Genomic DNA, 24,027 nt, shown 5'->3' with positions numbered 1-24,027 from the left:
GCCAGATCAACGCAGCTTCGTCGCCTCGCGGGCGCGCTGCTCGATCGCAGCCCAGGCACCGGCCTTGATGTCGGCCGCGGGGGCGACCCAGGAGCCGCCGATCGCAACGACCTTCTTATGCGCCAGCCATTGCGCAGCGTTGCCGGCATTGATGCCGCCCGTCGGGCAGAACCGTACGTTGGGGAACGGCCCGGCCAGCGCATCCAGCGCGGCGAGGCCACCGGCCGGCACCGCAGGAAAGAACTTCACCAGCTCATAGCCGCGCGTCACGCAGGCGATGAGATCAGAGGCGGTCTGAATGCCCGGCGCGAACGGCATTTCGCCCGCATTCGCGGCATCGAGCAGGCCGATCGACAGGCCCGGGCTGATCGCGAAGGCTGCACCGAGCCCGGCGGCGCGCTCGTAGTCCGCCGGCGTCAGCACCGTGCCGATGCCGACAACGGCGTCCGGCACCTCATCGATGATCGCGCGTGCGGCATCGAGCCCCGCCTGCGTCCGCAAGGTGATCTCGATGACGCGGAGACCGCCGCTAACGAGCGCGCGCGCAAGCGGCACGGCATGCGCGGCGTCCTCGATCGTGATCACCGGAATCACCGGCGCCAGAGCGAACACCGCATCGAGCTTCGCGCGCTTGTCCAAATTGTTCATCATGCCTCGCTCGTCGTCAGAATGTCCCGCGGCATCGCGGTGGCCGGGATCACGGCTCCCGGCGCCATGATCACGGCGCCGGCAAGCCGGTGGCCGGCCAACGCCGCCTTGCGGGGCGGCGCGCCCTTGATGCGCGCGGCGAGATAACCCGCATTGAAGGAATCGCCGGCCGCCGTGGTGTCGATCGGCTTGAGCACCGCAGGCGGCGCGATGTCGACCAGCACACCATCGGCATGGATCAGGCAGCCGCGTGCGCCGCGCTTGACGACGACCTCGCCGACCCCGGCTTCCTTGAAGCGGCGCAGGCTGACGGAGGCGTCGGCATCGCCGAACAGCATCTGCTCATCCTCGAGCGTCGGCAGCGCAACGTCGACCAGCGGCAGGATCGCGCGGAACGCGCGCTGCGCCACCTCGCGGCTGGCCCAGCCGCGCGGCCGGTAGTTGCCGTCGAAGACCACACGCGCGCCGCGCTTGCGCGCCACCGTCAAGAGCTCACGCAGCTTGGCCTTGCCGGTCTCGCCATAGAGCGAGAGGCTGATGCCGGAGAGATAGATCCAGTCGAAGCGGGAGAGCCTGTCGAGCATGTCGCGGTCGGCGCGATCGAACAGCTCGCGCGCCGGCGCGCGGTCGCGCCAATAGAGGAAGCTGCGCTCGCCCCGGGCATCGCGCTCGATCATGTACAGGCCGGGCACGCGGCCCTCGACCTGCAGCACCTCCGAGGTGTCGATGCCCTCGGCCTGCCAGGCCGCCAGCATCATAGCGCTCAAGGGATCATCGCCGAGCGCCGTGACGTAGGAGGTGGGCACGCCGAGCCGGGCCAGATAGAGCGCCGTGTTGAGCGTGTCGCCGCCGAAGCCGCGCCGGAACAGCGAGCCGTCCTCCTGCGCAAACTCCACCATGCACTCTCCGATGCAGGCGACTTTCATCGGCGTCAATCCATCCATCAAAACGTCAAATGAACCTTCATCGACCGGCTTCGATCGCTGGCGAGCTCGAAGGCGGCGACCGCCTGCTCGAATGGCAGCGCAGCCGAGATCAGCGGCTTGACGTCCAGCAGCCCCTCGCCCATCAGCCGCAGCGCCAGCTCGAATTCGCGGTCGAACCGGAACGTGCCGCGCAATTGCAGCTCCTTCGTGACCAGCGTGTTGACCGGCAAGGTCATCTCGCCGCCGAGCCCAAGCTGGACGATGACGCCGCCGGGCCTCATGACGTCGAGCGCCGCCCGCAGGGCGGCCTGGTTGCCGGAGGCCTCGAACAGCACGTCGAACGTGCCCTTCCCGCTCCGCCACGGATCGAGCGCCGACGGCTCCGCCCCGACATTGAACGCATGGCTGGCGCCGAGCGTGCGCGCCATCGCAAGCGGCGCGTCGGCGACGTCGGTCGCCACGATCTCGGCTGCGCCGCCGTAACGCGCGACCAGGATCGACAGCGCTCCGATCGGGCCGCAGCCGGTCACCAGCACGCGCTTGCCGAGCAGCGAACCGGCCTGGTGCGCGGCATGCAGGCAGACCGACAGCGGCTCGGCCATCGCGGCCTCTCCCAGCGACAACGACGGCGCGATCGGCACCGCCTGCGAGGCATCCACGGTGACGAACTCGCGGAAGCCGCCCTGCACGTGGGGATCGCGCATCGCGCTGCCCATGAAGCGCATGTCCAGGCACTGGTTGTGCCGCCCCTCGCGGCAATAGGCGCATTTGCTGCACGGCAGGCTCGGATTGACGGCGACGCGCGTGCCCTCGGCGAGGCCGGTCACGCCGGCACCGACCGCGGCGACGTGGCCTGCGATCTCATGACCCAGCGCCATCGGCTGCTTGATGCGGACCGTGCCGAAGCCGCCATGATGGTAGTAATGCAGATCCGAGCCGCAGATGCCGCCGGCCTCGATCTTGACCCGGACCTCGCCGGGTCCCGGCGCCGGATCGGGAAAGCTGTCGATGCGCAGATCTTTCGGCGCGTGAATGACGACCGCACGCATGGCCGGCCTCCCTGTCTCGTGTCTTCCGCGATCCTACATCGCCGCCAGCATGCCGCCATCGACATAGATGGTCTGGCCGTTGACATAGGTCGACGCGTCGGAGGCCAGGAAGATCGCGGTGCCGACCAGTTCGTCGGGACGACCCCAGCGCTTCGCCGGGACGCGCGACATCAGCCAGTTGTTGAAGTCGGGGTTGCTCATCAGCGCCTGGTTCATGTCGGTCAGCATGTAGCCGGGACCGATCGCATTGGCCTGGATGCCGTGCGCGGCCCATTCGACGGCCATCGCGCGGGTCAGGTTGCGGATGCCGCCCTTGGCCGTGGTGTAGGGCCCGATCGTCGGCCTTGCCAGCTCGCTGCCGAGCGAGCCGATGTTGATGATCTTGCCGCTGTTGCGCGGAATCATCCGCTTGGCGGCCTCGCGCCCGATCACGAACGCGCTGGTGAGGTTGGTCTCGATGACGCGGCGCCACTCGTCGGTGGTGAACTCGACCAGCGGCTTGCGGTGCTGGATGCCGGCATTGTTGACGAGGATGTCGATCGCGATCCCCTGGTCATCGAAACGCGCGAAGGCGCTGACCACGGCCTGCTCATCGGTCACGTCGAACGGGCAGGCCTCGGCCTGATGGCCCGCGGCGCGGAATTCTTCCGCCGCCGCCAGCGTGCGCGCCGGGTCGGTGCCGTTGATGACGAGCCGCGCCCCGGCCTTGGCAAAGCCTTCGGCAATGGCGCGGCCGAGGCCGCGGGAGGAGCCGGTCACCAGCGCGGTCTTGCCGGAGAGATCGAAGAGTGAGGTCGACATCTGTTCAACTCGTGGACGACGTTCCGGCTGGCATCCTCGTTGACGGACAGCGCGCTGACAAGCGCGTTATCCGGCCCTGCCGATCAAACCGGGAGACGGTTAATGGCCGCGACAGCGGTCATCACCCCGCGGATCTCGGCGAGGCCCTTGAGCCGGCCGACCAGCGGATAGCCGGGATGCGTGCGGCGGCCGATGTCGTCGACCAGCTCATGACCGTGATCGGGGCGGAACGGTATCCGCCAGTCCGGATCGCCCTCGGCCTTGCGGCGCGCCTGCTCCTTGAGCAGCGTCGTCACGATCGCAACCATGTCGACATCGCCGCGCAGATGCTCGGCCTCCATGAACGAGCCGTCGAGCATCTTGGTGACGTTGCGCAGATGGACGAAGCGGATGTGCGGGGCGAACCGCTCGGCAAGCCGCGGCACGTTGTTGTGGCCGCCGGCGCCGAGCGCGCCGGTGCAGAACGTGATGCCATTGGCCTTCGACGGGACGGCATCGACGATGAACTGCAGATCCTCGGCTGACGACACCACGCGCGGCAGGCCGAACAGGTCGCGCGGCGGATCGTCGGGATGGACGCACAGGCTGACACCGTACTCCTCCGCCACCGGCACCACCTCGCGCAGGAAGCGCGCGTAGTTGGCGCGCAGCTCGGCATGGCCGATGCCGCGATATTTCTCCAGCATGCGGCGCAGGCCGGGCACGTCATAGCGGTCATAGGCGCCGGGCAACCCGGCCATGATGGTCGCGAGCAGCCGGTCCTTGTCGGCTTCGGAGGCCTGCGCCACCCAGGCCCTGGCGCGGTCGAGCACGTCGGAGGAGAATTCCGCCTCGGCGCCGGGCCGCTGCAGGATGTAGCAGTCGAACGCCGCCAGGCGATCCATGTCGAAGCGGAGCGCGGTGGCGCCGCCCGGCAGGCGGAAGGCGAGCTCGGTGCGGGTCCAGTCCAGCACCGCCATGAAATTGTAGCAGACGGTGGTGACGCCGCAGGCGGCGAGGTTGCGCAGCGACTGGCGGTAGTTGTCGAACAAGGACGTCAGATCGCCCTCGCCCAGCTTGATGGCCTCGGAGACCGGCAGGCTCTCGACCACGCTCCAGCGCAGCCGCAGCGATGAATCGCCTTCGATCAAGCCGATGCGCCTGATGATCTCATCGGTGCTCCACACCACGCCGTAGGGAATGTGATGCAGCGCCGTCACGATGCCGGTCGCGCCGGTCTGGCGAACCTGCGGCAAGGTGATGGGATCATCGGGTCCGAACCAGCGCCACGTCTGTTCCATGTCGTCACCTTCCAGAATGAATCAAGCGCGCGATCAGCGCCGCCGCCGTGCCCGCGTGCGCGGTTCGGCCTGCGACATCTCCTCCTGCCGGGCAAAAATGCCGTCAGCGCGGCGAAACACCTCGCGCAGATGCCGGCGCATCGCCGCGACCGCCTGGGCCTCGTTGCAGGCGGCCAGCCCGTCCAGGATCTCCTGATGCTGCGCGATCAGGAGCGGAATATGGCCGGCATCCTCGATCAAGGTCAGATGGCGGACGCGGTCGAAATGGATCTTGGTCTGACGGATCACCTGCCAGACATGGGGATGCCGGCTGGTGCGGGCAATCGTCTGATGGAACGCCTCGTCATGGACGTAGAACTCCGCCGGCGTCGCCGCCGCCTTCTGCTTGTCGATCAGCTCGGTCAGCTCGCGCAGCGCCGTCGCATCGATGTAGCGGACGGCCTCGGCAACCAGCGCACATTCGAGATGCTCGCGGATGAACTGCGCCTCGCCGAACGCCTCGCGCGACACCGGCGCCACCACGCTGCCGCTTTGCGGATAGATGCGCACGAGGTCTACATCGGCGAGCTTGATCAGCGCCTCGCGCACCGGCGTGCGGCTGACGCCGAGCCGCTCGCACAGATCGAGTTCGGCCATCGGCGTGCCCGGCGGCAGCGCGCCGGAGACGATGTCCTCGAGCAGCCGCTCGTAGACCTGGTCGGCGAGCCGCCGGCCGGCCTTGCCGTCCAGTCGTGTCAGCGGTGTCAGATCGTCATCCATGACGGCAGTCTACCCGATTCACAGGAAGCCGATCGAGATCCATGGCAGGAACACGATCAAGAGCAGCGCAACGACGAGTGCGGCGAGATGCGGCCAGACGTGGCGGATGACCTCGTCCGGCGAGGCGCGGCCGATGGCGCAAGCGAGATAGAAGCCGACGCCGAAAGGCGGCGTGAACAGGCCGAGACCCATCGCGAACACCGCGATGATGGCGTAGTGCACCTCGTGCACGCCCATCATGCGCGCGATCGGGAACAGCAGCGGCCCGAACAGCACCACCGCCGGCACGCCCTCGAGCACGCTGCCGAGCACGACGAAGGCGAGCGCCGAAATCAGCAGGAAGCCCCAGCGGCCGCCGGGCGCGGCCACCATGAGGTCGACGAGCTGCTGCGAGAAGCCGGACTGGGTCAGCGCCCAGGCCATGCCGGTCGCAGCCCCCACCACCAGCAGGATAGCGCCGGACAGCGAGGCCGTATCGACCAGGATGGGATACACCCGCTTCCAGTCGAACTGGCGATAGACGAAGATGCCGACCAGCACGGTGTAGATGACGCCGATCGTCGCGACCTCGGTCGCGGTGGCGACGCCCTCGACGACAGCCGAGCGGATCACGATCGGCAGACCGAGACCGGGAATAGAGATCGCAAACAGCCGCAGCCGCGTCTTGGCATCGAAACGCTGCGCGCCGCTCATGTCCTCCTTGCGCGTCTGCAGGAAGACGACGACGGAGAGTGCGATCAGGCCGACCACCGCCGGCAGCAGCCCGCCGGTGAACAGCGCCGCGATCGACACGCCCGTCACCGATCCGACCGTGATCAGCACGATCGAGGGCGGGATCGTTTCCGACATAACGGCCGAGGCCGACAGTAGCGACACCAGGTCACCTTCCGAGCTGCCGCGCTGCTTCATCTCGGGAAACAGCGCCGGCGCAACCGCGGCCATGTCGGCCGCCTTGGCGCCGGAGATGCCGGAGACCAGGTACATCGCGCCGAGCAGCACATATTGCAGGCCGCCGCGCAGATGGCCGATGAGCGAAACCAGGAACAGGATCATCGCCCGCGCCAGCCCGGCGATCTCGATCAGCGCACCCAGCAGCACGAACATCGGCACCGCCAGCAGCACCATGTGCGACATGCCCTCGCTGACCCGGCCAGGAACGATCAGGACCGGCACGGTCGTGCTGAAATGCAGATAGGCCACGGTGGCGAGCAGGAAGGTGAAGGCGATCGGCGTGCCGATCACCATGGCGCTGGCGACGAGCACAAAGAAGAAGATGAACAGATTGTAGTTGCCGAGATCCTCCAGCACAGGTGCGGCCGCATAGAGCGCCCCTGCACCGGCGAGCACCAGGGCCAGAGCGCCGACGATCTGCATGAGGCTCGCCTGCTGGATCAGCCGGTCGACCGCGGTGAGCAGCATCAGCAGCACGCCGACCAGCATCGCGGCCTCGCGATAGCCTTCGCTGATCTCGAGCACGGGCATCTGGCTGATCAGGTGGCTTTCGAGGTGGTGCCAGGACGGCATCACCAGCGCGACCAGCACGGTGCAGACCAGCATCAGGCCGAGCGCGTCGGTGCGCGCCCGCCACGCCGGCGACAGATTGCGGACGAAGGCGGTGAGCCGCATGTGCTCGGCGCGTCGCAATGCGACGACGGCGCCGAGCATCGCCAGCCACACGAACAGCACGGTGGCGAGTTCGTCGGACCAGATCAGCGGAGCATTGAACACGTAGCGCGCGGCCGTGGCCGCACCGAGCAGGACCAATTCGGCGACCACGATCGCGGCGGCCAGCGCCTCGACGGCGCGGCCTAGCAGATGATCGAAACGCGCAAAGGCACCATGCGACGGCACCGAGGTCGTCGCGGTCATGTCAACGGCCATTCCACCCTCCCCGCAAGATCCTGCTGATGTCCGCGCATGCGGACATGCATCAGGGATGCAACGGCAGCTCGCTCAGAGCTGGCCGACCGATTTCTCCAGCAGGCCCCACGCCTCGGCGCCGAACTTGGTCTTCCACTCGGTGTAGAAGCCGGCGGTGCGCAGCGCGTCGCGGAACGGCTTGGTGTCGACCTTGTTGAAGGTCACGCCGGCGGACTGCATGTCCGCCTGCGCCTTCTCGTTGAAGCTCTGGATGTCCTGGCGCTCCTTGACGGCGGCCTCCGACAGCGCCGCGGTGATGGCGTCACGGACGTCGGCAGGCATGACATTCCAGCGCGCTGCATTGGCGAAGATGTAGTGGCCGTCCCAGATATGGCCTGATAGCGCGATGTACTTCTGCACCTCGTAGAGCTTGGCGCTCTGGATCAGCGCCAGCGGATTCTCCTGGCCGTCGACGATGCGGGTCTGCAGGGCCGCATAGAGCTCGCCGAAATTGATCGGCGTCGGAGCCGCGCCGAGCGTCTTGAACAGCGTCACCCACAACGGATTGCCGGGCACGCGGATCTTGAAGCCCTTGAGATCGTCGGGCGAGGCGATCGGCTTGGCGCCGGAGGTGATGTTGCGATAGCCATTGTCGAGGCATTTCGGGAGCACGTGCAGGCCGACCTTGGCGAACTCGCCGCGCACATGGTTGCCGAGATCGCCGTCCATCGCCGACCACACCTGGTCGTAACTCTCGAACGCGAACGCCACCGCATTGATCCCGCCGATCGGCACCACCGTCTGGTTCACACCTGACGTCGACATGAAGTCGAGCGCGCCGCTGCGCACCTGCGAGAACATGTCGGGCTCGCTGCCGAGCTGGCTGTTCGGATAGACCTGCAGGTCGACTAGGCCATTGGTCTGCTTCTTGATGAGCTCGGACGCCTCGATGATGCGGACGACGCCGGGATGGGTGGCGGGAAACGCCGTGCCGTAACGCAGGCGATACTTCGCGGATTGGGCGTGGGCCGGTCCAAACGCCAGGGCTGAGGCCCCCGCGAGCGCGGTGCCGACGAAGCTTCGACGGGACATGGATGTGGCTGAAGACATTGGCAAACCTCCCCTGCCGGCCCGCTGTGGGGCCTTTTGTATGTCATTCCTGTAACCGAAGCCTATAAGGGATACCAAAATAGGTTTCAATAGATAACTTGTATCCAAGTTGTGAGGTTGCTATACGACGCCGGCTCGCGATCGAGATGAGCACTGAAGGGGATGGAGGGACGCGTGAAGAGCCTCGTGGTGGAGCGGCCCGGCCGCCTGTCGATCGAAACGCGCCCTGTCCCTAAGCCCGCCGCGGGCGAGCTCCGCATCAAGGTCGAGCGGGCCGGCATCTGCGGCTCCGACATCCATATCCTGCACGGCAGCAACCCGTTCGCGCGCTATCCGCGCGTGATCGGCCACGAATTCTTTGGCCGCATCGACAAGCTCGGCGACGGCGTCGACGCCAAGCTTGGCGCCCGCGCGGTGGTCGACCCCGTCGTCGCCTGCGGCCATTGCTATCCCTGCTCGGTCGGCCGCCCCAATGTCTGCGCTGAACTCGCCGTGCTCGGCGTCCACCGCGACGGCGGCTTTTCGGAATATGCCTGCGTACCGGCCGCAAACGCGCATCTGCTGCCGGGCAGCGTCGACGACGACAAGGCGCCGCTGGTCGAGCCGTTCTCGATCGCCGCCAACATCACCGATCATACGCGCGTGTTCGCTTCCGACGTCGCGCTGGTCTATGGCGCCGGGCCGATCGGGCTGACCGTGATCCAGGTGCTCAAGCACGTCTACGGCGTGAAGCAGCTGATCGTCACCGACCGCATCGATTCGCGGCTCGAAGCCGCCCAGCGCAACGGCGCCGACCGCGTCATCAACACGGCAAACACCGCCCTGCCCGCAGCGCTCGCGGATGCCGGCGTGAGGCCAACACTGATCATCGATGCCGCGTGCCATCCCGCCATTCTCGCCGAAGCGATCGAGATCGCCTCGCCCGCCGCACGCATCGGCCTGCTCGGCTTTTCGGCGGAGCCCTCGACCATCGTGCAGCAGAAGGTCACGGCCAAGGAGCTCGCCATCCACGCTAGCAGGCTCAACAGCGGCAAGTTCGCCAAGGTGATCGACTGGTTCGCGCGCGGCATCTTGCAGCCGGAGCGCCTGATCACCCATCGCTACGGGCTCGACGCCTACGCCACTGCGTTCGACACATTCGAGCATAACCAGACCGAATGCTGCAAAGTGCAGCTGATCTTTTAAGGTCCCGATATGGACCGCCTCAGCCCCGCCACGCTCCACCGCCTGCCTGCCGGCATCCTCAAGCCGGACTACGATCGCACGGCGGTCGCGACCGGCATCGTCCATCTCGGCCTCGGCGCCTTCCATCGCGGCCACCAGGCGGTCTACACGGATGCGCTGCTCAAGGACGATCCGCGCTGGGGCATCCTCGGCATCTCCCTGCGCTCGCCCGACACGCGCGACGCGCTCGCGCCGCAAGGCGGGCTCTACAGCGTGACCGCGAGCGACGGCGCCGGCCAGCAGCGGCGCGTCATCGGCGCGCTCACCGGCCTTGCGGTCGCGCCGGAGGATCCGGCCGGCCTGCTCGCACGCCTCGCCGATCCCACCGTGCGCATCGTTTCCACCACGGTGACTGAGAAGGGCTACAACCACGATCCGGCGACCGGCACGCTGCGCGCCGATGATCCCGACATCCGTCACGACAGCGGTCACCTGACGCATCCTCGCAGCACGCTCGGATTCATCGTCGGCGGCCTGCGGCTGCGGCGGCAGCAGGGCCTGCCGCCCTACACGGTGCAGGCCTGCGACAATCTTCCGGCCAATGGCCATACCCTGCGCGGCCTCGTCATCGCCTTCGCCGAGCTGGTTGACCGCGACCTCGCCCGCTGGATCGCCGACGAGGTCCGCTTCCCCTCGACCATGGTCGATCGCATCGTGCCGGCCACCACCGACGCCGACCGCGCTGATGTCAGCACCGCGCTCGGCCTCGACGATGCATGGCCCGTCGTCACCGAGCCGTTCAGCCAATGGGTCATCGAGGATGATTTCGGCGGCGATCGCCCGGCGTGGGACATCAGCGGCGCGCAGTTCGTCCGCGACGTCGCGCCGTTCGAGCTGATGAAGCTGCGGCTGCTCAACGGCGCGCACTCGACGATCGCCTATCTCGGCTATCTCATGGGCTGCGAGACGGTGGCCGCGGCCATGGCCGAGCCCGACCTCGCCGGCCTCGTCGAGGACATGATGTGCGACGAGGTCACGCCGACTCTGCCCGCGCCCGGCGGCTTCGACGTGACAGCCTATCGCGCCGCACTGCTGCAACGCTTCCGCAATCCGGCGCTGAAGCATCTGACAGCGCAGATCGCGATGGACGGCTCGCAGAAGCTGCCGCAGCGCCTGCTCGGCACCATCAGCGACCGGCTCGCCCGCGGCCAGCCGATCACCCGCCTCGCGCTCGCCGTCGCCGGGTGGATGCGCTACGTCAGCGGCACCGACGAACACCGCCAGCCGATCGCGCTGCGCGACCCGCTGGCGGACAGACTGCGGGCCCTGGCGGATGACGCCGGCCCGGTTGCGGGCCGGCTTGCGCCTGCATTGTTGTCGGTCACATCGGTGTTCGGCACCGAGCTGCCGAACAATCCTCGCTTCACGGGCGCCGTTGAGGCAGCACTCGACAGCCTCTTCCTGAACGGAACCCGTGCGACTGTCGCGCAGACCCTGCAGAACCCAGGCGGACGTCACACCGGTCCTGATTGGGCGAACGCGACGTCAGCACCGACTACACATTCGGCAGCAGCTTGCCCGGGTTCATCAGACCATGCGGATCGAGCGCGCGCTTGAGCTGACGCATCAGCTCGAGCTCGAGCGCTGGCTTGCACAGCGGCATCTCCGCGGTGCGGAGCTGGCCGATGCCATGCTCGGCGCTGATCGAGCCGCGGCGACGGGTGATCTCGTCATGGACGAGGCGAGTGATCCGCGGACCGTGCCCGTCAAACTCGTCCTCGCTGATGTCGAGCGGCCGCATCAGATTGTAGTGCAGATTGCCGTCGCCGAGATGGCCGAACACCATGGGACGGATGCCGGGCAGCGCGGCGTCGACCGCCGCATCCATGACACCGACGAAATCGGCGATCTCGGCCACGGGCACCGCGACGTCGTGCTTCAGCGCCTTGCCTTCGCGCACCAGCGCCTCGGACACGCTCTCGCGTACGCGCCAGAACGCCTTGGCCTGGATGCCGTCCTGGGCCACGACGGCGTCGGAGGCAAGTCCTTCCGCCATCGCCTGAGCTAGCGCGGTTTCGAGACGCGCCGTCAGCGCGGGCTCGTCGCTGATGTCGCTGAGCTCGATCAGCACCGCTGCGTCGGGCAGCGCCGTGAACGGCAGCCGCGCATCCGGGATCTGGCACAGGATCATGTCGAGCGTCGCCGAGGTCAGGAATTCGAATGCAGTGAGGCGATCGCCGCAATGAGCGCGCGACAACTGTAGAAGCTTCAGCGCGGCGGCCGCATCGGGGACTGCGACGAACGCAGTCGCGCGCGCCGTCGGCTGCGGGAACAGCTTGAGCACGGCGCCGGTGATGATGCCGATCGTGCCTTCCGAGCCGATGAAGAGATCGCGCAGCGCATAGCCGGTGTTGTCCTTGCGAAGGCTGCGCAGCCCGTCCCAGATGCGGCCATCCGGCAGCACCACTTCGAGCCCGAGAGTCAGCTCGCGCATCACGCCATACCTTAACACGGCGACGCCGCCGGCGTTGGCCGCGAGATTGCCGCCGACGGTGCAGCTCCCCTCGGACCCGAGGCTGAGTGGAAACAGCAGGCCGGCCGCGCCGGCGGCCTCCTGCACCTTCGCCAGCACGACGCCGGCATCGACCACCATGGTCTGGCCGATGGGATCGAGCGCGCGGACGCGGTTCATCCGCGCCAGCGACAGCACGATCGCTCCGCCGCTCGCATCGGGTGTCGCGCCGCCGGACAGGCTCGTGTGGCCGCCCTGCGGCACCACGGCGACGCGGGCCTCGGCGCAGGCCGCCATGACCGCGGCGACCTCTGCCGTCGACGCAGGACGCACGACGGCGATGGCAGCGCCACGATACTTGCCCAGCCAGTCGCGCAGATACGGCGCCTGATCTTCGGCTGCGACGAGAACATGCGCTGCGCCGACGGCGCTCTGCAGCCTTTCGATCAGCACCGTCATGACGCGCGATCCAACCCTTTGATGACCTGAGATGGCGATGCGCACAAACTAACAGCTCCGCCGATCGCGGCCCCAATACCAAGTTGTCCGCCATCCATAATCGATTGTTATGGGTGAGGATCAGGCCGGTGCCAGCGCCATCGGCGGGTCGATATGCGGAACGGCATCGACCAGCTCGCGCGTGTAGTCGGTCTGCGGATTGGCGAACAGCGCCCGGCTCTCGCCCTGCTCGATGATGAGGCCTGTGCGCAGCACGATGGTGCGGTCGCACATCATGCGCACGACATTGAGATCGTGGCTGACGAACAGAAAGGCGAGGTTGTCCTCGCGCCGAAGCCGGTTCAGGAGCTGCAGCACCACGGCCTGCACGGAGACGTCGAGCGCCGCGGTCGGCTCGTCCAGCACCAGCAGACGCGGCCGGCAGGCGATGGCGCGGGCGATTCCGACGCGCGCCTTCTGCCCGCCAGAGAGCTGATGCGGAAAGCGCGACAGCAGCTCGCGCGGCAGGCCGACACGCTCGGCGCACTCCTCGACCCGCCGGCGCAGTCTGTCGCCTGAGCGCATGTTCATCAGTCGCAGCAGCGGATGGGCGATGCAGTCGAACGCCGTGTAGCGCGGATTGAGGCTGTCGTTCGGATCCTGGAAGACGATCTGGATGTCCTTGCGCAGCTCGGAACGGTGGAAGTCGCGCGCCGGGATCTGGCCGATCGACTGGCCGTCGAACAGGATCTCGCCGGCGCTGGCATCGATCAGCCGGCAGATCATGCGCGACGTCGTGCTCTTGCCGGAACCACTCTCGCCGACCAGGCCGACGCTCTCGCCGCCGCGCATGGTCATCGAGAAGTCCGCGACGCCCACGGTGCCGTCGTCGAAACGCTTGCTGACAGTCCTGACGTCGAGCAGCAGCGGCGTGCCGTGCGGCGGAGGCGGCAGCTCCGTCACCGCGACCAACGGAATGCGCTCGCCGTCCGGCACCAGATCCTCAATGCGCGAGGTCGCCGTCGGCGACGCCGCGACCAGCCGTTTGGTGTAGGGGTGCTGCGGCCGATGGAACAGCGTGAGCGGCTCGGCCTCCTCGACCAGCCTGCCCTGCTCCATCACCACGACGCGCGCGCAGTAGCGCGCGGCCAGCCCGAGATCATGCGTGATCAGGATCGTCGCCATGCCGCGGTCGGCGGCGATATGAGCGAGCAGGTCCATCACCACCTTCTGCGTGGTGACGTCGAGGCCGGTGGTCGGCTCGTCCGCGATCAGCAGCTGCGGGCTGCAGGAGATCGCGATCGCGATCATCACCCGCTGGCACATGCCGCCGGAGAGCTCATGCGGATAGGCGCTCATGCGCCGCTCGGGATCGCGGATCTGCACGGCCTTCAAGAGTTGCAGCGCCTCGGCCTGCGCCTCCTGCCGCGACAGCCGTCTATGCGCAAGGATCGCATCCGCAATCTGCTGGCCGACGGTGCGGATGGGATTGAGCGCCGCGCGCGGGTTCTGGAAGATCATCGCCATCGCAGCACCATGCAGGCTGCGCAGATCGGCGCCGCCGGCGCGGGTGATGTCCTGGCCCTTGAAGCGGATCCGGCCGTCGGTGATGCGGCCGGCCTTGTCGAGCAGATGGGTGATGGCAAAGCCGGTCACCGATTTGCCGGAGCCGCTCTCGCCGACGAGGCCAAGCATCTCACCCGGTGCCAGCGAAAGAGACACGCCGCGCACGGCCTCGACGATGCCACGGCGGGTGGAGAAGGAGACCTTGAGGTTCTCGACCTCGAGCAGCGGTGCGCTCACGTTCTCATCCTCGGATGCGCCACGCTGATCATCTTCAATTCGCCCGTCATGTGCGCATCCGGGGATCGAGGATATCGCGCAGGCCGTCGCCGAGCAGATTGAAGCACAGCACCGCGCTCATCAGCGCAAGTCCGGGAAACGCCACCAGCCACCAGCGCCCGGTGGAGATGAAGCGCGCGCCCTCGGCGACCATGATGCCCCATTCCGGCGTCGGCGGCTTGACGCCGAGGCCGATGAAGGAGAGGCCCGCGGCATTGAGGATCGCCCAGCCGAGATTGAGCGACATCTGCACCGCCATCGCCGGCAGCACGTTCGGCAGCAGGAAGCGCAGCACGACAGCGACATGGCTCTCGCCACAGGCGCGCGCGGCCTCGACCCAGCCGAGGTTGCGGCGGATGTTCACCTCGGCGCGCGCGAAGCGGATGTAGAACGGCAGGTTGATGATCGCGGTCGCGATCACGATGTTCTCGACCCGGTTGCCGAGTGCGGCGACCATCGCCATCGCCAGCACGAACAGCGGGAACGCCATCAGCACGTCGACGAAGCGGCCGACCGCCTTGTCGAGCCGGCCGCCGGCATAGCCGCAGAGTGCACCGATCACCGAGCCGAGCGCGAAGGACACAGCAACCGCCGTCACCGCGATCGTGAGGTCGAGCCGGCTCGCGACGATCAGGCGGCTGAGCACATCGCGACCGAGCTGGTCGGTGCCGAACCAGTGCGCCGCGCTCGGCGGCTGCAGCGCCTGCGGTACGTCGGAGACGACCGGATCATAGGGCGCGAGCCACGGCGCAAAGATCGCGATCAGCGCCAGCAGCAGCGCACCGCCAGCCGCGACGGCGGTGACCGGATTGCCGCGCAGCACGAAGGCAGTGTGGCGCAGGGTCGATGAGGTCTCGATGGTGCTCATGCTCACGCCACCGTCGCCCTGGGATCGGCGATGCCATAGAGCACATCGACCAGCAGATTGACGATCACGAAGATCGTCGCCATCAGCAGCACGAAGCCCTGCACCGGCGCGTAGTCGGAGACCAGCAGCGCATCGAGCGCGTAGGAGGCGACGCCCGGCCAGGAGAACACCTTCTCCACCAGCACATTGGCGCCGAGCATGGTCGAGAACACGATCCCGGCGATGGTGATGACCGGCAGGATCGCGTTCCTCAGCGCATAGGTCACGACGATGCGCCACCACGACAGCCCGACTGAGCGCGCCGTACGCACGAAGTCGCTGCCGAGCGACACCAGCATCGAGGCTCGGGTGATCCGCGCCAGCGGCGCGATTACGAACAGCGCCATGGTCAGTGCCGGCAGCATCAGCTGCCGGGCCGCCGCCCACCAGCCCTCGACATCGCCGGCGAGCAGGAAGTCGATGATCAGGAAGCCGGTCCGCGACGGCGGCAGCGTGGCGAAGATATCGATGCGGCCCGTGGGGTCCGGCGCCAGGCCGAGCAGATAATAGAACACGTAGATCAGCAGCAGACCGGAGACGAAGGTCGGAACGCAGACGCCGAGCGAGCAGAATAGCCGCACGCCATGATCGACCAGCGAGCCGGGCCGCAGCGCAGCCAGCACGCCGAGCGGCACCGCCGACACCAGCGCGATCAGCAGCGCCGTCAGGGTCAATTCGAGCGAGGCCGGCAGCCGCTCCTTAAGATCCTTGGCGACCGCCTGCCCGGTCATCATCGAGCGGCCGAGATTGCCGCGGCCGACGTCGTAGAGATAGATCGCGAGCTGGTTCGGCAGCGGCTTGTCGAGCCCGAGCTGCCGGCGGATGACCTCGATCTCCTCCTGGCCGGCATTGGGGCCGGAGGCGAAGAACACGGCCGGATCCCCCGGCAGCACGCGCATCAGCAGGAAGGTGAAGACCAGGACCCCGAACAGCGCCGGCAGCGACGAGATGAAGCGTCGTCCCGCCCGAGCCAAGGTTGCGCCGATCGTGCCCATGGTTATCAGCCGTCCCCCGTTACTTTCGGCTCAGGTTACGATAATCGACCTGCCGCGTGAACTGGTAGACGTAGCCGTCCACCGTCGGCTGCATCACCGCGTCCTGCGCCGCCTGCCAGATCGGGATCTGGAACATCTGGTCGAAATGGATCGCGTTGAGCGCCTTGCCCTGCTCTTCATATTTCGCCTTGTCGGCCTCGAAGCGCGCCTCCTGCGCGATCTTTTCCAGCTCGGCATTGTCAGTCGAGGAATAATTCCAGCGCTGCTTGCCCGTGTAGAAGTTGCGATAGAAATAGTCGGTCGAGGGCAGCCAGGCGACGATGCCTTCGGTGAAGAACGGCAGCTTCTTCTCGTTGATCGCGGTCGACATCTGCGCATCCGGCAGCTTCTGGATGTCCACCTTGATGCCGATCTTGGCGAGCGATTCCTTGACCAGCGCGGCCATCGGCTCGGCGGTCGCCGCCTGGCCGACATTGAAGCTGAAGGTGGTCGAGAAGCCGTCGGGCATGCCGGCGTCCTTCAGATAGGCCTTGGCCTTCTCCAGATCGAGCTTGATCGGCTGCGGGATCGGATAGCCGCCGCTCGGCGGCTTGCCGTCGGCCCACGTCGCGCCGTAGAGCGGCGCGCCGCGGCCGAACAAGGCCGCCTTGAACATGTCGTCATAGGGCAGCGCGTAGGCGATGGCGCGACGCACATTGACGTTGTCGAACGGCGGGATGGTGTTGTTCATCGAGATGAAGGTCACCGCGTTGTATTGCGGCGTCGAGATCACCTTCAGCTTGCCCTTGCCTTCGAGCGACTGCACGTCGCTCGCCTGCAGGTCGATGACGAGGTCGGCGTCGCCGCGCTCGACGAGGTTGGCGCGCGTCGCCGGTTCAGGCACCGACTGGATGATCAGGCGCTTGAACGCCGCCGGCTTGTCCGGCGTGCCGCGATTCCAGGCCTCGTTGCGCTTGGCGATCACCTGCTCGCCGGGCTTGAAGGTCTCGACGATGTAGGCGCCGCTGCCGGCCGCGTTCTCCTTGGTCCAGTTCAGCGCCCAGGGGTCTTCGGCCGTCGCATGCGCCTTGGCGAGCTTGGAGTTGATGATGATCGGATAGACGGTCGCGAGATTCGGCAGCGCCAGCTTGTCCGGCTTCGGCAAGGTCACTTCGAACGTCAGGGGATCGATGACCTTGAACTGATCGGCCGACGTCAGCGAGCCCGTCAGCAGTTGCGCCTTGCCGAGGATTGGCGCGGTGACGCAGCGGTCGAGCGACCATTTGACGTCCTCGGCCGTCACCGGCGAGCCGTCCTGGAACTTGGCGTCGGGGCGCAGCTTGAAGGTGATCTTCAAACCGTCAGAGCTGACCTGATAGGATTCAGCGAGCTCGCCGGTGATCGTGTCGAGATCGAACACCCACTTACCATTGAGCTGCTTGCGACCGAACGACACCAGCCGGTCGTAGCTCGACATCGACAGCGCGAAGGCCTCGCGCGTCGAGCCCGGAATGTTCGGATCGAGCGTGTTGACGGTGGCACCGGTGACATAGCGCAGAGTCTCGGCGCGGCTCTGCGCATGCGCCGATGGCGCAGCCAGCATCACCGCGAGCAAGGCGGTCGCAGCGAACAACGAACGTTTGGACATCTCGAAACTCATCGCCCTTGTTCCCTCATTGGTCTCAAAATCCGGGACTGAAATAGCCTGCCAGCGGTCACCGGCGACGCAAGCGCATCAGATGGAAGCGCATCAGATGGGAGCGCATCAGATGGGAGTTCAGCAGCAAATCACGTGCCACAGCGCACCTCGGCCTGCTTCACATCGTAGGCCTGGAAGTTGGCCCAATGCTTGTCGATGTCGGCCTTGAACAGCCCGCGCGTCAGCCCATGCACGAGCTTCGGCACCGCGGTGGTCATTGCATTGATGGAAGATCCCGACGCGCCGAAGCTCATCGTCGAGGCAATGGCAAACACATGGACGTCGCGGATCCACGGCGTCCGGCCAGCCACACGCTCGCACAGCGCATAGTCGTCGGCGAGATAGGGAAAGGCGCCAAGCCGGTCGTTGCGCTCGCCGGCATCGGGCGTGTAGCGATCGCACCAACGCGCGATGTTGGCGGCAAAGCGCTGCAGCTCCGGACGCTTTGCGAAGTCCATCGAGATGCCCGTCGCGCTGACCACGAAATCGACTGTGACTTCGCCTTGCGGTGTCCGCAGCACGACTCCCTCTGACGTTTCGCACGCGATCAGCACAGGCGCGCCCTCATGCAGGTGGAACGCAGCATGACGGGCGCAGCGATCATAGGTGTGCTGCGGAAAGCCCTCGCGCAACTCGAGGACCGCGCGCATGAAACGCCAGCGCCAGACGTCGTCGAGTTCGGAGAAATGCCGCAGGAAACCACGGAACGTCAGCCAGCGATAGGGTTGGATCAGTTGGATTTCCGTGCGGCGGCATAGCAGATCGACGCTGTTCGCACCGGCTTCGAGCGCAGCCGCCGCATTGTCGAACGCCGAGGCACCGGCCCCGATCACGGCGACGCGGCGGCCGCGCAAGCTGTCGAAATCGATCTCGGCGCCGGAATGGGCGCAGCGCGTTGCGGGCAAATGGCGCAGAGGCTCCGGAATGCTCCAATCGCCCATCCCCTCCTGCCCGGTCGCCAGCACGATCTTGCGGGCATAGATCGTCGTCTCACCATCCTTGCTGCGCACTGTCGCCTGCAGCAGTCCGTCAGCGGCCGGTGCGATATCGACGACTTCGCAGCCGTTGCGCACTGGAAGGTCGAGCACCTCGCGATACCAGGCGAGATAGTCTGCCCAATATTCGCGCGGGATCAGGTCAAGATTGCGCCAGCTCTCGCCGCCAAACTTCGCCTCGTGCCACGCCTGATAGGTCAGACAGGGGACGTCGAGATCGGGTCCGGTGAAGTCCTTCGGGCTGCGCAGGGTCGGCATGCGCGCATAGCTGAGCCACGGTCCTTCGCGGCCTGCCTCGGCCTTGTCGAGCACGAGAACGTTGCTGACGCGCGAGCGCAGCAGCGCGAAGGCGGTGGCAAGACCCGATTGGCCGCCGCCGACGATCAGCACATCGCGCGCAGGCCGGCCATCGGGACCGACGACGGGCGTCAGCCATGGCATGCTGGGATGGGCGATCCTGGCAAGATCGCCACGGACCTGGGCCGTCAGCGCGGCGAGGCCATCGCTCATGCCGGGCACCGGAATTGACACGCGCAATCGCGATCGAAACGCTCGCTGTCGCTCACGCTCTCTCCATCAGTCATGTCACCCGGCACGCGAAGCTTAGCAAAGCAGGTCCGGCACCGACCATACCGATTTGTCCGCCGCCCATAACAGCTTGTTATGGGGCGGCAGCGGCGGCTAGAGTCGACAGCCATCCACAGCGAGACAAGAGGTCGCATGCCGCTCAATCTGCGCCAGATCGAGGTGTTCCGCGCGATTATGATGACGGGCTCGATCAGCGGCGCTGCGCGGCTGCTCTCGGTGTCGCAGCCCGCGATCAGCCGGCTGCTGGCCTATACCGAGGATGGCCTCAAGCTCAAGCTGTTCGAGCGCATCAGCGGCCGGGTGCAGCCGACGCCGGAGGCCAAGCGGTTGTTCGCCGAGGTCGAGCACGTCCATCGCGGCGTCGCGCGCATCAACGACCTCGCCGACGAACTGCGCGCCGGCGGCACGGGCACCATCCGCGTGGTGGCGAGCCCGAGCGCGGCCCACAGCATGGTGCCGGAGGCGCTGGCGCGGCTGCGCGGCCGCTTTCCAGATCTGCGCGTCGAGTTCGAATCGTTGACCCTGCTGGAGATCGTCAGCCGCGTCGGCACAGCCCGCGCCGACCTCGGCATCACTGTGCTGCCGGTCGACGAGCCGACAGTCGCGGTAGAGACGATCGCGGAGGGCGCACTGCACGTGATCATGCCGGCCGACCATGCCCTGACGAGGCTGCGCAGCATCAGACCGAAGGACATGCTGCCCTATCCGCTGGTCGGCTTCGGCCCGCAGACGCCTTATGGTCACATCGTCACGTCGGCCCTGGCCGGCGGCCCGGAGCCGACCACGATCGTGCGCTACACGCCCGACGCCTGCGCCATGGCCCGCGCCGGCGCGGGCCTTGCCGTGGTCGACCAATTCGTGCTGCGCGGCCGCGCCTGGCCCGACCTCGCGGCACGGCCACTCGCACCGAAGATTCCGATGCGCGCGTATCTCCTGACGCCTCGCTTCGAGCCGCTGTCTCGCAACGCGGCCGCGCTTGCGGACATTTTGCGCGGGCGCGATCGGAAGTCCGGCACGGCCAGGCGTTGAGCTACGCCGCGAGCCAGCCGCCATCCACCGGCAGCACGATGCCGGTCGTGAACGACGCCTCGTCGCTGGCCAGGAACAGCGCGGCGGCCGCGACCTCGTCGGCCGCGCCAAAGCGCTTCATCGCGTGGCGCTGGCGCGAGGCCTCGCGCACCGGCTCCGGATCGACGTGGCGCGCAAAGCTCCGGCGCAGCAGCGGCGTGTCGATCGCACCCGGCGCCAGCGCATTGACGCGGATGCCGTCGGTAGCGAAGTCGACCGCCATGGTGCGGGTCAGGCTGATGATCGCGCCCTTGGCGGCGATATAGGCGCTATTGCCTTTGCCGCCGGCGACCGCAAGCTGCGATGCCACGGTGATGATCGACCCGGCCTTCTGCTTCTGCATGATCGGCACCGCGACCTTGGCCCACAGCCAGGTGCCGCCGACATTGGCGCGGAACACCGCGTCCCAATCCATGGGATCGGTCGTGACCACGGTGCCGCCGCAGGAGAAGCCGGCAGCGGTCATCAGCACATCCAGCCGGCCGCGCGCGGCTGCCACGCTCTCGACCGTCGCCTTTGCAAAATCCGCATCACCGACATCGCCGACATACACGCGGCCCTGGCCTCCGGCCTTGGCCAGGAGCAACAGGGTTTCCTCCGCGCCTGCCGCGTCGCGGTCGACCAGCGCAACATAAGCGCCCTCGCGCGCGAACATGACGGCGCTGGCGCGGCCGATGCCGGAGCCGCCGCCGGTGATGACCGCGACCTTCGCCTTGAGCCTCATCTCAGTCTCTCCCGTACTGATCGAACCAGCGGCCGAAATGCTCGGCCGATGCCGCGCAGTCGAAGCGCGCGCGCCAGCCGAACTCCTCGGCCAGTCGCGTCGTCGACAGCCGGCCGCGGTTCGGCGCGAACACCGGCACCGTCGGCGCCTCGCCCTGTTCCGCGAGCCGGCAGACGAAGCCGGGGCGGCCTTGCGCGAAGGCGCGGCCCCAGGCCTCGGCGGTAAACGTGGCTGCGCTGGAGATGTTGTAGAGCGTGTGCTGCGGCCTCTCGGCTTCCAGCAACCGGCAGACGGCGTCGGCGACGTCGACCGCATAGACCCAGTCCTTGTCGCCCGGTTCGTTCAGCAGCGCCGGCGCATTGCGCGCGCAACAGGCCGCGATCAGCGCCTGCGGCGATGGCGTGTCGCGCACGCCGCCGCCGCGCTCGAACGGGCCGAACACGGCCGACAGACGCACGCTGATCACGTCGGTTTGCCACAGGTCCGACAGCCGCGCCGCGACGCGCTCGGAGGCGAACTTGCTGATCGCATAGAGCGACACCGGCTCGCACGGCGTGCTCTCCTCCAGCACGGCAAAGCGCTGACCGCTGGCGCCGTAGGACGCCGCCGAGGACAGGTTGATGACGCGGCGGATGCCGCTGCGCCGCGCCGCCTGCAGGATCGGCACCTGCGCCAGCAGATTGACCGCGAGGATGCGCTCGGGGTCGGATGCGTCACGCTCCGGACCGGCGGTGATCGCGGCGCCCATGACAACGGCATCGCAGCCGCTGGCGATCGCGGCCGCAACAGCGCTCGCATCGGTGACGTCGCCCTGCACGAGGTGCAGACGCTCGCAATACGGCGCAAAGGCGCGCTCCGCCGCGTTCGGCAGAGCCGCTGCGTCAAAGATCGTCGCGGCATGGCCGCGCTCCAGCAGGCCTTGCGCAATGTTGAGCCCGACGAAGCCGGCGCCGCCGAAGATCAGGACATGCATCAAAGAGGTCCTCGCATGGACAGCGATCGACGAAGGGCATTCAGCTCTCGCCCCACGTCATGGCCTGGCGTCGTCCCGGCCATCCACGTCCGGCGGCATCCCGGGAAGCACGTGGATGCCCGGCTCGAGCCCGGGCATGACGGCGGAGAGCGGAGCGACCGCGTCAACATGATCAGCTACTCCAACAGCTCTTCGCGTCTAGAGCAGCTTCGCCCCAAAATTCTGCTCCGGGTCCATATCCGCGACCAGGCGCCCCGTCGGCTTCGCAGCCTCGCCGCCGCTGCGGGCGAGGAACTGGCCGGAGCCGGGCGCGGCCGACAGTCTGCCGTTGTCAATGATGACGCGGCCGCGCGACAGCACGGTCACCGGCCAGCCCTGCACGCTGCGCCCCGCAAACGGCGTGTAGCCGGCGAGGTCGTGCATGGCGGCATCGCTGATCGTGACGTGCTTGTCCGGATCCCACAGCGCGATGTCGGCATCGGCGCCGATCGCGATCGCGCCCTTCCTCGGATGCAGATTGTAGATCTTGGCCGGCGCCGTCGCCGTGAGCTCGACGAACTTGTTGAGGCCGAGCCGGCCCTTCGACACCATCGCATCGAACAGCAGCGGCAGCCGCAACTCCAGGCCCGGCAGGCCGTTGGCGATCTGCTTGAAGTTGGGGGTGGGGCCGGCGCGCAGCTTGCCGGTCTCGTCGAAGCGATACGGCGCGTGATCGGAGGAGATGGTCTGCAAATCGCCGAGCGACAGCGCCTGCCACAGCGCCTCCTGGTCGGGCGCGCGGCGCGGCGGCGGGCTGCACATCCACTTCGCGCCCTCGATGCCGGGCTTGTCGAGATCCTCGGCCGTCATGAACAGGTACTGCGGACAGGTCTCCGCGAACACCTTCAGCCCCTGCCCGCGCGCATCCCGGATCACTTTCGCACCTTCCGCGGTCGAGACGTGGAAGATCATGATCGGCTGATCGACGAGGGCGGCCATGCCGATCAGGCGGTTGAACGCCTCGGCCTCGGAGAAGCGCGCGTGGCTGATGGCGTGGTATTTCGGCGCGGTGTAGCCGCGCGACAGCAGCCGCTTCACCATCCAGGAGATGATGCCATGGTTCTCGGCGTGCGCGCACAGCATGGCGCCGCCCTCGCGCGCGGCGACGAGAATGTCGAGCAGCGGCTCGTCGTCGATCTTGAGCCGGTCGTAGGTCATGAAGATCTTGATCGAGCCGTGGCCCTGACGGATCAGCGCCGGCAGGTCGCGCTCCAGCGTCTCCCTGGTCGGATCGGCGACGATCATGTGGAACGCGTAGTCGATCACGGCCCCCTTGCGCGCCAGCGCGTGATAGTCCTCGACCACCTGGGGCAACTGCATGCCGACATGCTGGGCCGCGAAGGAGATCACGGACGTGGTGCCACCGAAGGCGGCCGACGTGGTGGCGCTCTCGAAGGTGTCGGCATTGACGATCCCTGCCGCCGAGAGCTGCTCGATATGGCAATGGCTGTCGACGCCGCCGGGCAGCACATATTTGCCGCGCGCGTCGATCTCGCGCTTCGCCGTTCCGAGCCCGCGGCCGATCGCCGCGATGGTCTCGCCTGTGATGGCGACATCAGCCTCGAACGTATCGGTGGTGGTGGCGACGCGCCCGCCTCGGATGATCAGGTCATAGGCCGGCTCGGTCATCGCGATCTCCTAGTTCTGCCAGATGGAACGCCGTGGACGCGA

At 67.4% G+C, this 24,027-nt stretch carries 20 protein-coding genes; 3 read left to right on the top strand and 17 right to left on the bottom strand.

Annotated elements, in window-relative coordinates:
• Positions 1–6: 6 nt before the first annotated feature.
• The 8 genes from eda to ACQR0W_RS06480 all read right to left on the bottom strand — a co-directional run bounded on the left by eda (position 7) and on the right by ACQR0W_RS06480 (position 8,433).
• A complete protein-coding gene (eda, locus tag ACQR0W_RS06515; protein ID WP_316171569.1) occupies positions 7–651 on the bottom strand; it encodes a bifunctional 4-hydroxy-2-oxoglutarate aldolase/2-dehydro-3-deoxy-phosphogluconate aldolase in 645 nt (214 codons plus the stop codon).
• The gene (locus ACQR0W_RS06510) at positions 648–1,574 is read right to left on the bottom strand and encodes a sugar kinase (RefSeq protein WP_316171568.1); all 927 of its coding nucleotides are present in this window, start codon (positions 1,572–1,574) and stop codon (positions 648–650) included. The genes eda and ACQR0W_RS06510 overlap by 4 nt, the downstream gene beginning before the upstream one ends.
• A 17-nt stretch (positions 1,575–1,591) precedes the next feature.
• On the bottom strand, positions 1,592–2,623 hold the full coding sequence (locus tag ACQR0W_RS06505; RefSeq protein ID WP_316171566.1) for an L-idonate 5-dehydrogenase: 1,032 nt from the start codon (positions 2,621–2,623) through the stop codon (positions 1,592–1,594).
• A 33-nt stretch (positions 2,624–2,656) separates the two neighbouring features.
• Complete coding sequence (locus ACQR0W_RS06500; protein ID WP_315750327.1) at positions 2,657–3,424, bottom strand: glucose 1-dehydrogenase; 768 nt, start codon at positions 3,422–3,424, stop codon at positions 2,657–2,659.
• An 83-nt stretch (positions 3,425–3,507) separates the two neighbouring features.
• The gene (uxuA, locus tag ACQR0W_RS06495; protein ID WP_316171565.1) at positions 3,508–4,704 is read right to left on the bottom strand and encodes a mannonate dehydratase; all 1,197 of its coding nucleotides are present in this window, start codon (positions 4,702–4,704) and stop codon (positions 3,508–3,510) included.
• A gap of 33 nt (positions 4,705–4,737) precedes the next feature.
• Positions 4,738–5,463 carry a GntR family transcriptional regulator gene (locus ACQR0W_RS06490; RefSeq protein WP_315718189.1) on the bottom strand — a complete coding sequence of 242 codons (726 nt, stop codon included), beginning with the start codon at positions 5,461–5,463 and terminating at the stop codon, positions 4,738–4,740.
• Between the two features lie 18 nt (positions 5,464–5,481).
• A complete protein-coding gene (locus ACQR0W_RS06485; RefSeq protein WP_315750325.1) occupies positions 5,482–7,344 on the bottom strand; it encodes a TRAP transporter large permease in 1,863 nt (620 codons plus the stop codon).
• Positions 7,345–7,416: 72 nt separating this feature from the next.
• Entirely contained in the window at positions 7,417–8,433 is a 1,017-nt protein-coding gene (locus tag ACQR0W_RS06480; RefSeq protein WP_316171564.1) for a TRAP transporter substrate-binding protein, read from the bottom strand.
• A 174-nt stretch (positions 8,434–8,607) separates the two neighbouring features.
• Between ACQR0W_RS06480 and ACQR0W_RS06475 the strand changes: the two genes are divergently transcribed.
• The gene (locus ACQR0W_RS06475) at positions 8,608–9,618 is read left to right on the top strand and encodes a Zn-dependent oxidoreductase (protein WP_434840614.1); all 1,011 of its coding nucleotides are present in this window, start codon (positions 8,608–8,610) and stop codon (positions 9,616–9,618) included.
• Between the two features lie 9 nt (positions 9,619–9,627).
• Positions 9,628–11,214: a mannitol dehydrogenase family protein gene (locus ACQR0W_RS06470; RefSeq protein ID WP_316171562.1), complete on the top strand. Its 1,587-nt coding sequence runs from the start codon at positions 9,628–9,630 to the stop codon at positions 11,212–11,214.
• On the opposite strand, the gene ACQR0W_RS06465 is transcribed toward ACQR0W_RS06470, so the two are convergent.
• From ACQR0W_RS06465 to ACQR0W_RS06440, 6 genes are all read right to left on the bottom strand, one after another.
• A complete protein-coding gene (locus ACQR0W_RS06465; protein WP_316171561.1) occupies positions 11,153–12,568 on the bottom strand; it encodes an FAD-binding oxidoreductase in 1,416 nt (471 codons plus the stop codon). The two genes, ACQR0W_RS06470 and ACQR0W_RS06465, sit on opposite strands and share 62 nt — an antisense overlap.
• Before the next feature lie 120 nt (positions 12,569–12,688).
• Entirely contained in the window at positions 12,689–14,350 is a 1,662-nt protein-coding gene (gene nikE, locus ACQR0W_RS06460) for an ABC transporter ATP-binding protein (protein WP_316171560.1), read from the bottom strand.
• A 46-nt stretch (positions 14,351–14,396) separates the two neighbouring features.
• A complete protein-coding gene (locus tag ACQR0W_RS06455) occupies positions 14,397–15,257 on the bottom strand; it encodes an ABC transporter permease (RefSeq protein ID WP_316201152.1) in 861 nt (286 codons plus the stop codon).
• A 2-nt stretch (positions 15,258–15,259) separates the two neighbouring features.
• The gene (locus tag ACQR0W_RS06450) at positions 15,260–16,291 is read right to left on the bottom strand and encodes an ABC transporter permease (protein ID WP_434840613.1); all 1,032 of its coding nucleotides are present in this window, start codon (positions 16,289–16,291) and stop codon (positions 15,260–15,262) included.
• 19 nt (positions 16,292–16,310) lie between these two features.
• Entirely contained in the window at positions 16,311–17,930 is a 1,620-nt protein-coding gene (locus tag ACQR0W_RS06445; RefSeq protein ID WP_434840612.1) for an ABC transporter substrate-binding protein, read from the bottom strand.
• A gap of 128 nt (positions 17,931–18,058) precedes the next feature.
• Positions 18,059–19,474: an NAD(P)/FAD-dependent oxidoreductase gene (locus ACQR0W_RS06440; RefSeq protein WP_316171557.1), complete on the bottom strand. Its 1,416-nt coding sequence runs from the start codon at positions 19,472–19,474 to the stop codon at positions 18,059–18,061.
• A 210-nt stretch (positions 19,475–19,684) separates the two neighbouring features.
• Between ACQR0W_RS06440 and ACQR0W_RS06435 the strand changes: the two genes are divergently transcribed.
• Complete coding sequence (locus ACQR0W_RS06435; protein ID WP_316167649.1) at positions 19,685–20,581, top strand: LysR substrate-binding domain-containing protein; 897 nt, start codon at positions 19,685–19,687, stop codon at positions 20,579–20,581.
• 1 nt (position 20,582) lies between these two features.
• On the opposite strand, the gene ACQR0W_RS06430 is transcribed toward ACQR0W_RS06435, so the two are convergent.
• The 3 genes from ACQR0W_RS06430 to hydA form a co-directional block, all read right to left on the bottom strand.
• Complete coding sequence (locus ACQR0W_RS06430) at positions 20,583–21,344, bottom strand: SDR family oxidoreductase (RefSeq protein ID WP_316171556.1); 762 nt, start codon at positions 21,342–21,344, stop codon at positions 20,583–20,585.
• A 1-nt stretch (position 21,345) separates the two neighbouring features.
• Positions 21,346–22,317, bottom strand: a complete 972-nt coding sequence (locus ACQR0W_RS06425) for an NAD-dependent epimerase/dehydratase family protein (RefSeq protein ID WP_316171555.1) — start codon at positions 22,315–22,317, stop codon at positions 21,346–21,348.
• A gap of 198 nt (positions 22,318–22,515) precedes the next feature.
• The gene (gene hydA / locus ACQR0W_RS06420; RefSeq protein WP_316171554.1) at positions 22,516–23,985 is read right to left on the bottom strand and encodes a dihydropyrimidinase; all 1,470 of its coding nucleotides are present in this window, start codon (positions 23,983–23,985) and stop codon (positions 22,516–22,518) included.
• Between the last annotated feature and the right edge of the window lie 42 nt (positions 23,986–24,027).

Source organism: Bradyrhizobium sp. HKCCYLRH1034 (genome assembly GCF_051168375.1).
In the GTDB taxonomy this organism is placed as follows: Bacteria; Pseudomonadota; Alphaproteobacteria; order Rhizobiales; family Xanthobacteraceae; genus Bradyrhizobium.
This window is presented reverse-complemented; position numbering and strand designations above follow the sequence as displayed.

Excerpts from the sequence above, each read along its gene's own strand:
- eda (WP_316171569.1), bottom strand. The coding sequence starts at position 651 with ATGATGAACAATTTGGACAAGCGCGCGAAGCTCGATGCGGTGTTCGCT.
- ACQR0W_RS06510 (WP_316171568.1), bottom strand. The coding sequence starts at position 1,574 with ATGAAAGTCGCCTGCATCGGAGAGTGCATGGTGGAGTTTGCGCAGGAG.
- ACQR0W_RS06505 (WP_316171566.1), bottom strand. The coding sequence starts at position 2,623 with ATGCGTGCGGTCGTCATTCACGCGCCGAAAGATCTGCGCATCGACAGC.
- ACQR0W_RS06500 (WP_315750327.1), bottom strand. The coding sequence starts at position 3,424 with ATGTCGACCTCACTCTTCGATCTCTCCGGCAAGACCGCGCTGGTGACC.
- uxuA (WP_316171565.1), bottom strand. The coding sequence starts at position 4,704 with ATGGAACAGACGTGGCGCTGGTTCGGACCCGATGATCCCATCACCTTG.
- ACQR0W_RS06490 (WP_315718189.1), bottom strand. The coding sequence starts at position 5,463 with ATGGATGACGATCTGACACCGCTGACACGACTGGACGGCAAGGCCGGC.
- ACQR0W_RS06485 (WP_315750325.1), bottom strand. The coding sequence starts at position 7,344 with ATGGCCGTTGACATGACCGCGACGACCTCGGTGCCGTCGCATGGTGCC.
- ACQR0W_RS06480 (WP_316171564.1), bottom strand. The coding sequence starts at position 8,433 with ATGTCTTCAGCCACATCCATGTCCCGTCGAAGCTTCGTCGGCACCGCG.
- ACQR0W_RS06470 (WP_316171562.1), top strand. The coding sequence starts at position 9,628 with ATGGACCGCCTCAGCCCCGCCACGCTCCACCGCCTGCCTGCCGGCATC.
- ACQR0W_RS06465 (WP_316171561.1), bottom strand. The coding sequence starts at position 12,568 with ATGACGGTGCTGATCGAAAGGCTGCAGAGCGCCGTCGGCGCAGCGCAT.
- ACQR0W_RS06455 (WP_316201152.1), bottom strand. The coding sequence starts at position 15,257 with ATGAGCACCATCGAGACCTCATCGACCCTGCGCCACACTGCCTTCGTG.
- ACQR0W_RS06450 (WP_434840613.1), bottom strand. The coding sequence starts at position 16,291 with ATGGGCACGATCGGCGCAACCTTGGCTCGGGCGGGACGACGCTTCATC.
- ACQR0W_RS06445 (WP_434840612.1), bottom strand. The coding sequence starts at position 17,930 with ATGAGTTTCGAGATGTCCAAACGTTCGTTGTTCGCTGCGACCGCCTTG.
- ACQR0W_RS06440 (WP_316171557.1), bottom strand. The coding sequence starts at position 19,474 with ATGAGCGATGGCCTCGCCGCGCTGACGGCCCAGGTCCGTGGCGATCTT.
- ACQR0W_RS06435 (WP_316167649.1), top strand. The coding sequence starts at position 19,685 with ATGCCGCTCAATCTGCGCCAGATCGAGGTGTTCCGCGCGATTATGATG.
- ACQR0W_RS06430 (WP_316171556.1), bottom strand. The coding sequence starts at position 21,344 with ATGAGGCTCAAGGCGAAGGTCGCGGTCATCACCGGCGGCGGCTCCGGC.
- ACQR0W_RS06425 (WP_316171555.1), bottom strand. The coding sequence starts at position 22,317 with ATGCATGTCCTGATCTTCGGCGGCGCCGGCTTCGTCGGGCTCAACATT.
- hydA (WP_316171554.1), bottom strand. The coding sequence starts at position 23,985 with ATGACCGAGCCGGCCTATGACCTGATCATCCGAGGCGGGCGCGTCGCC.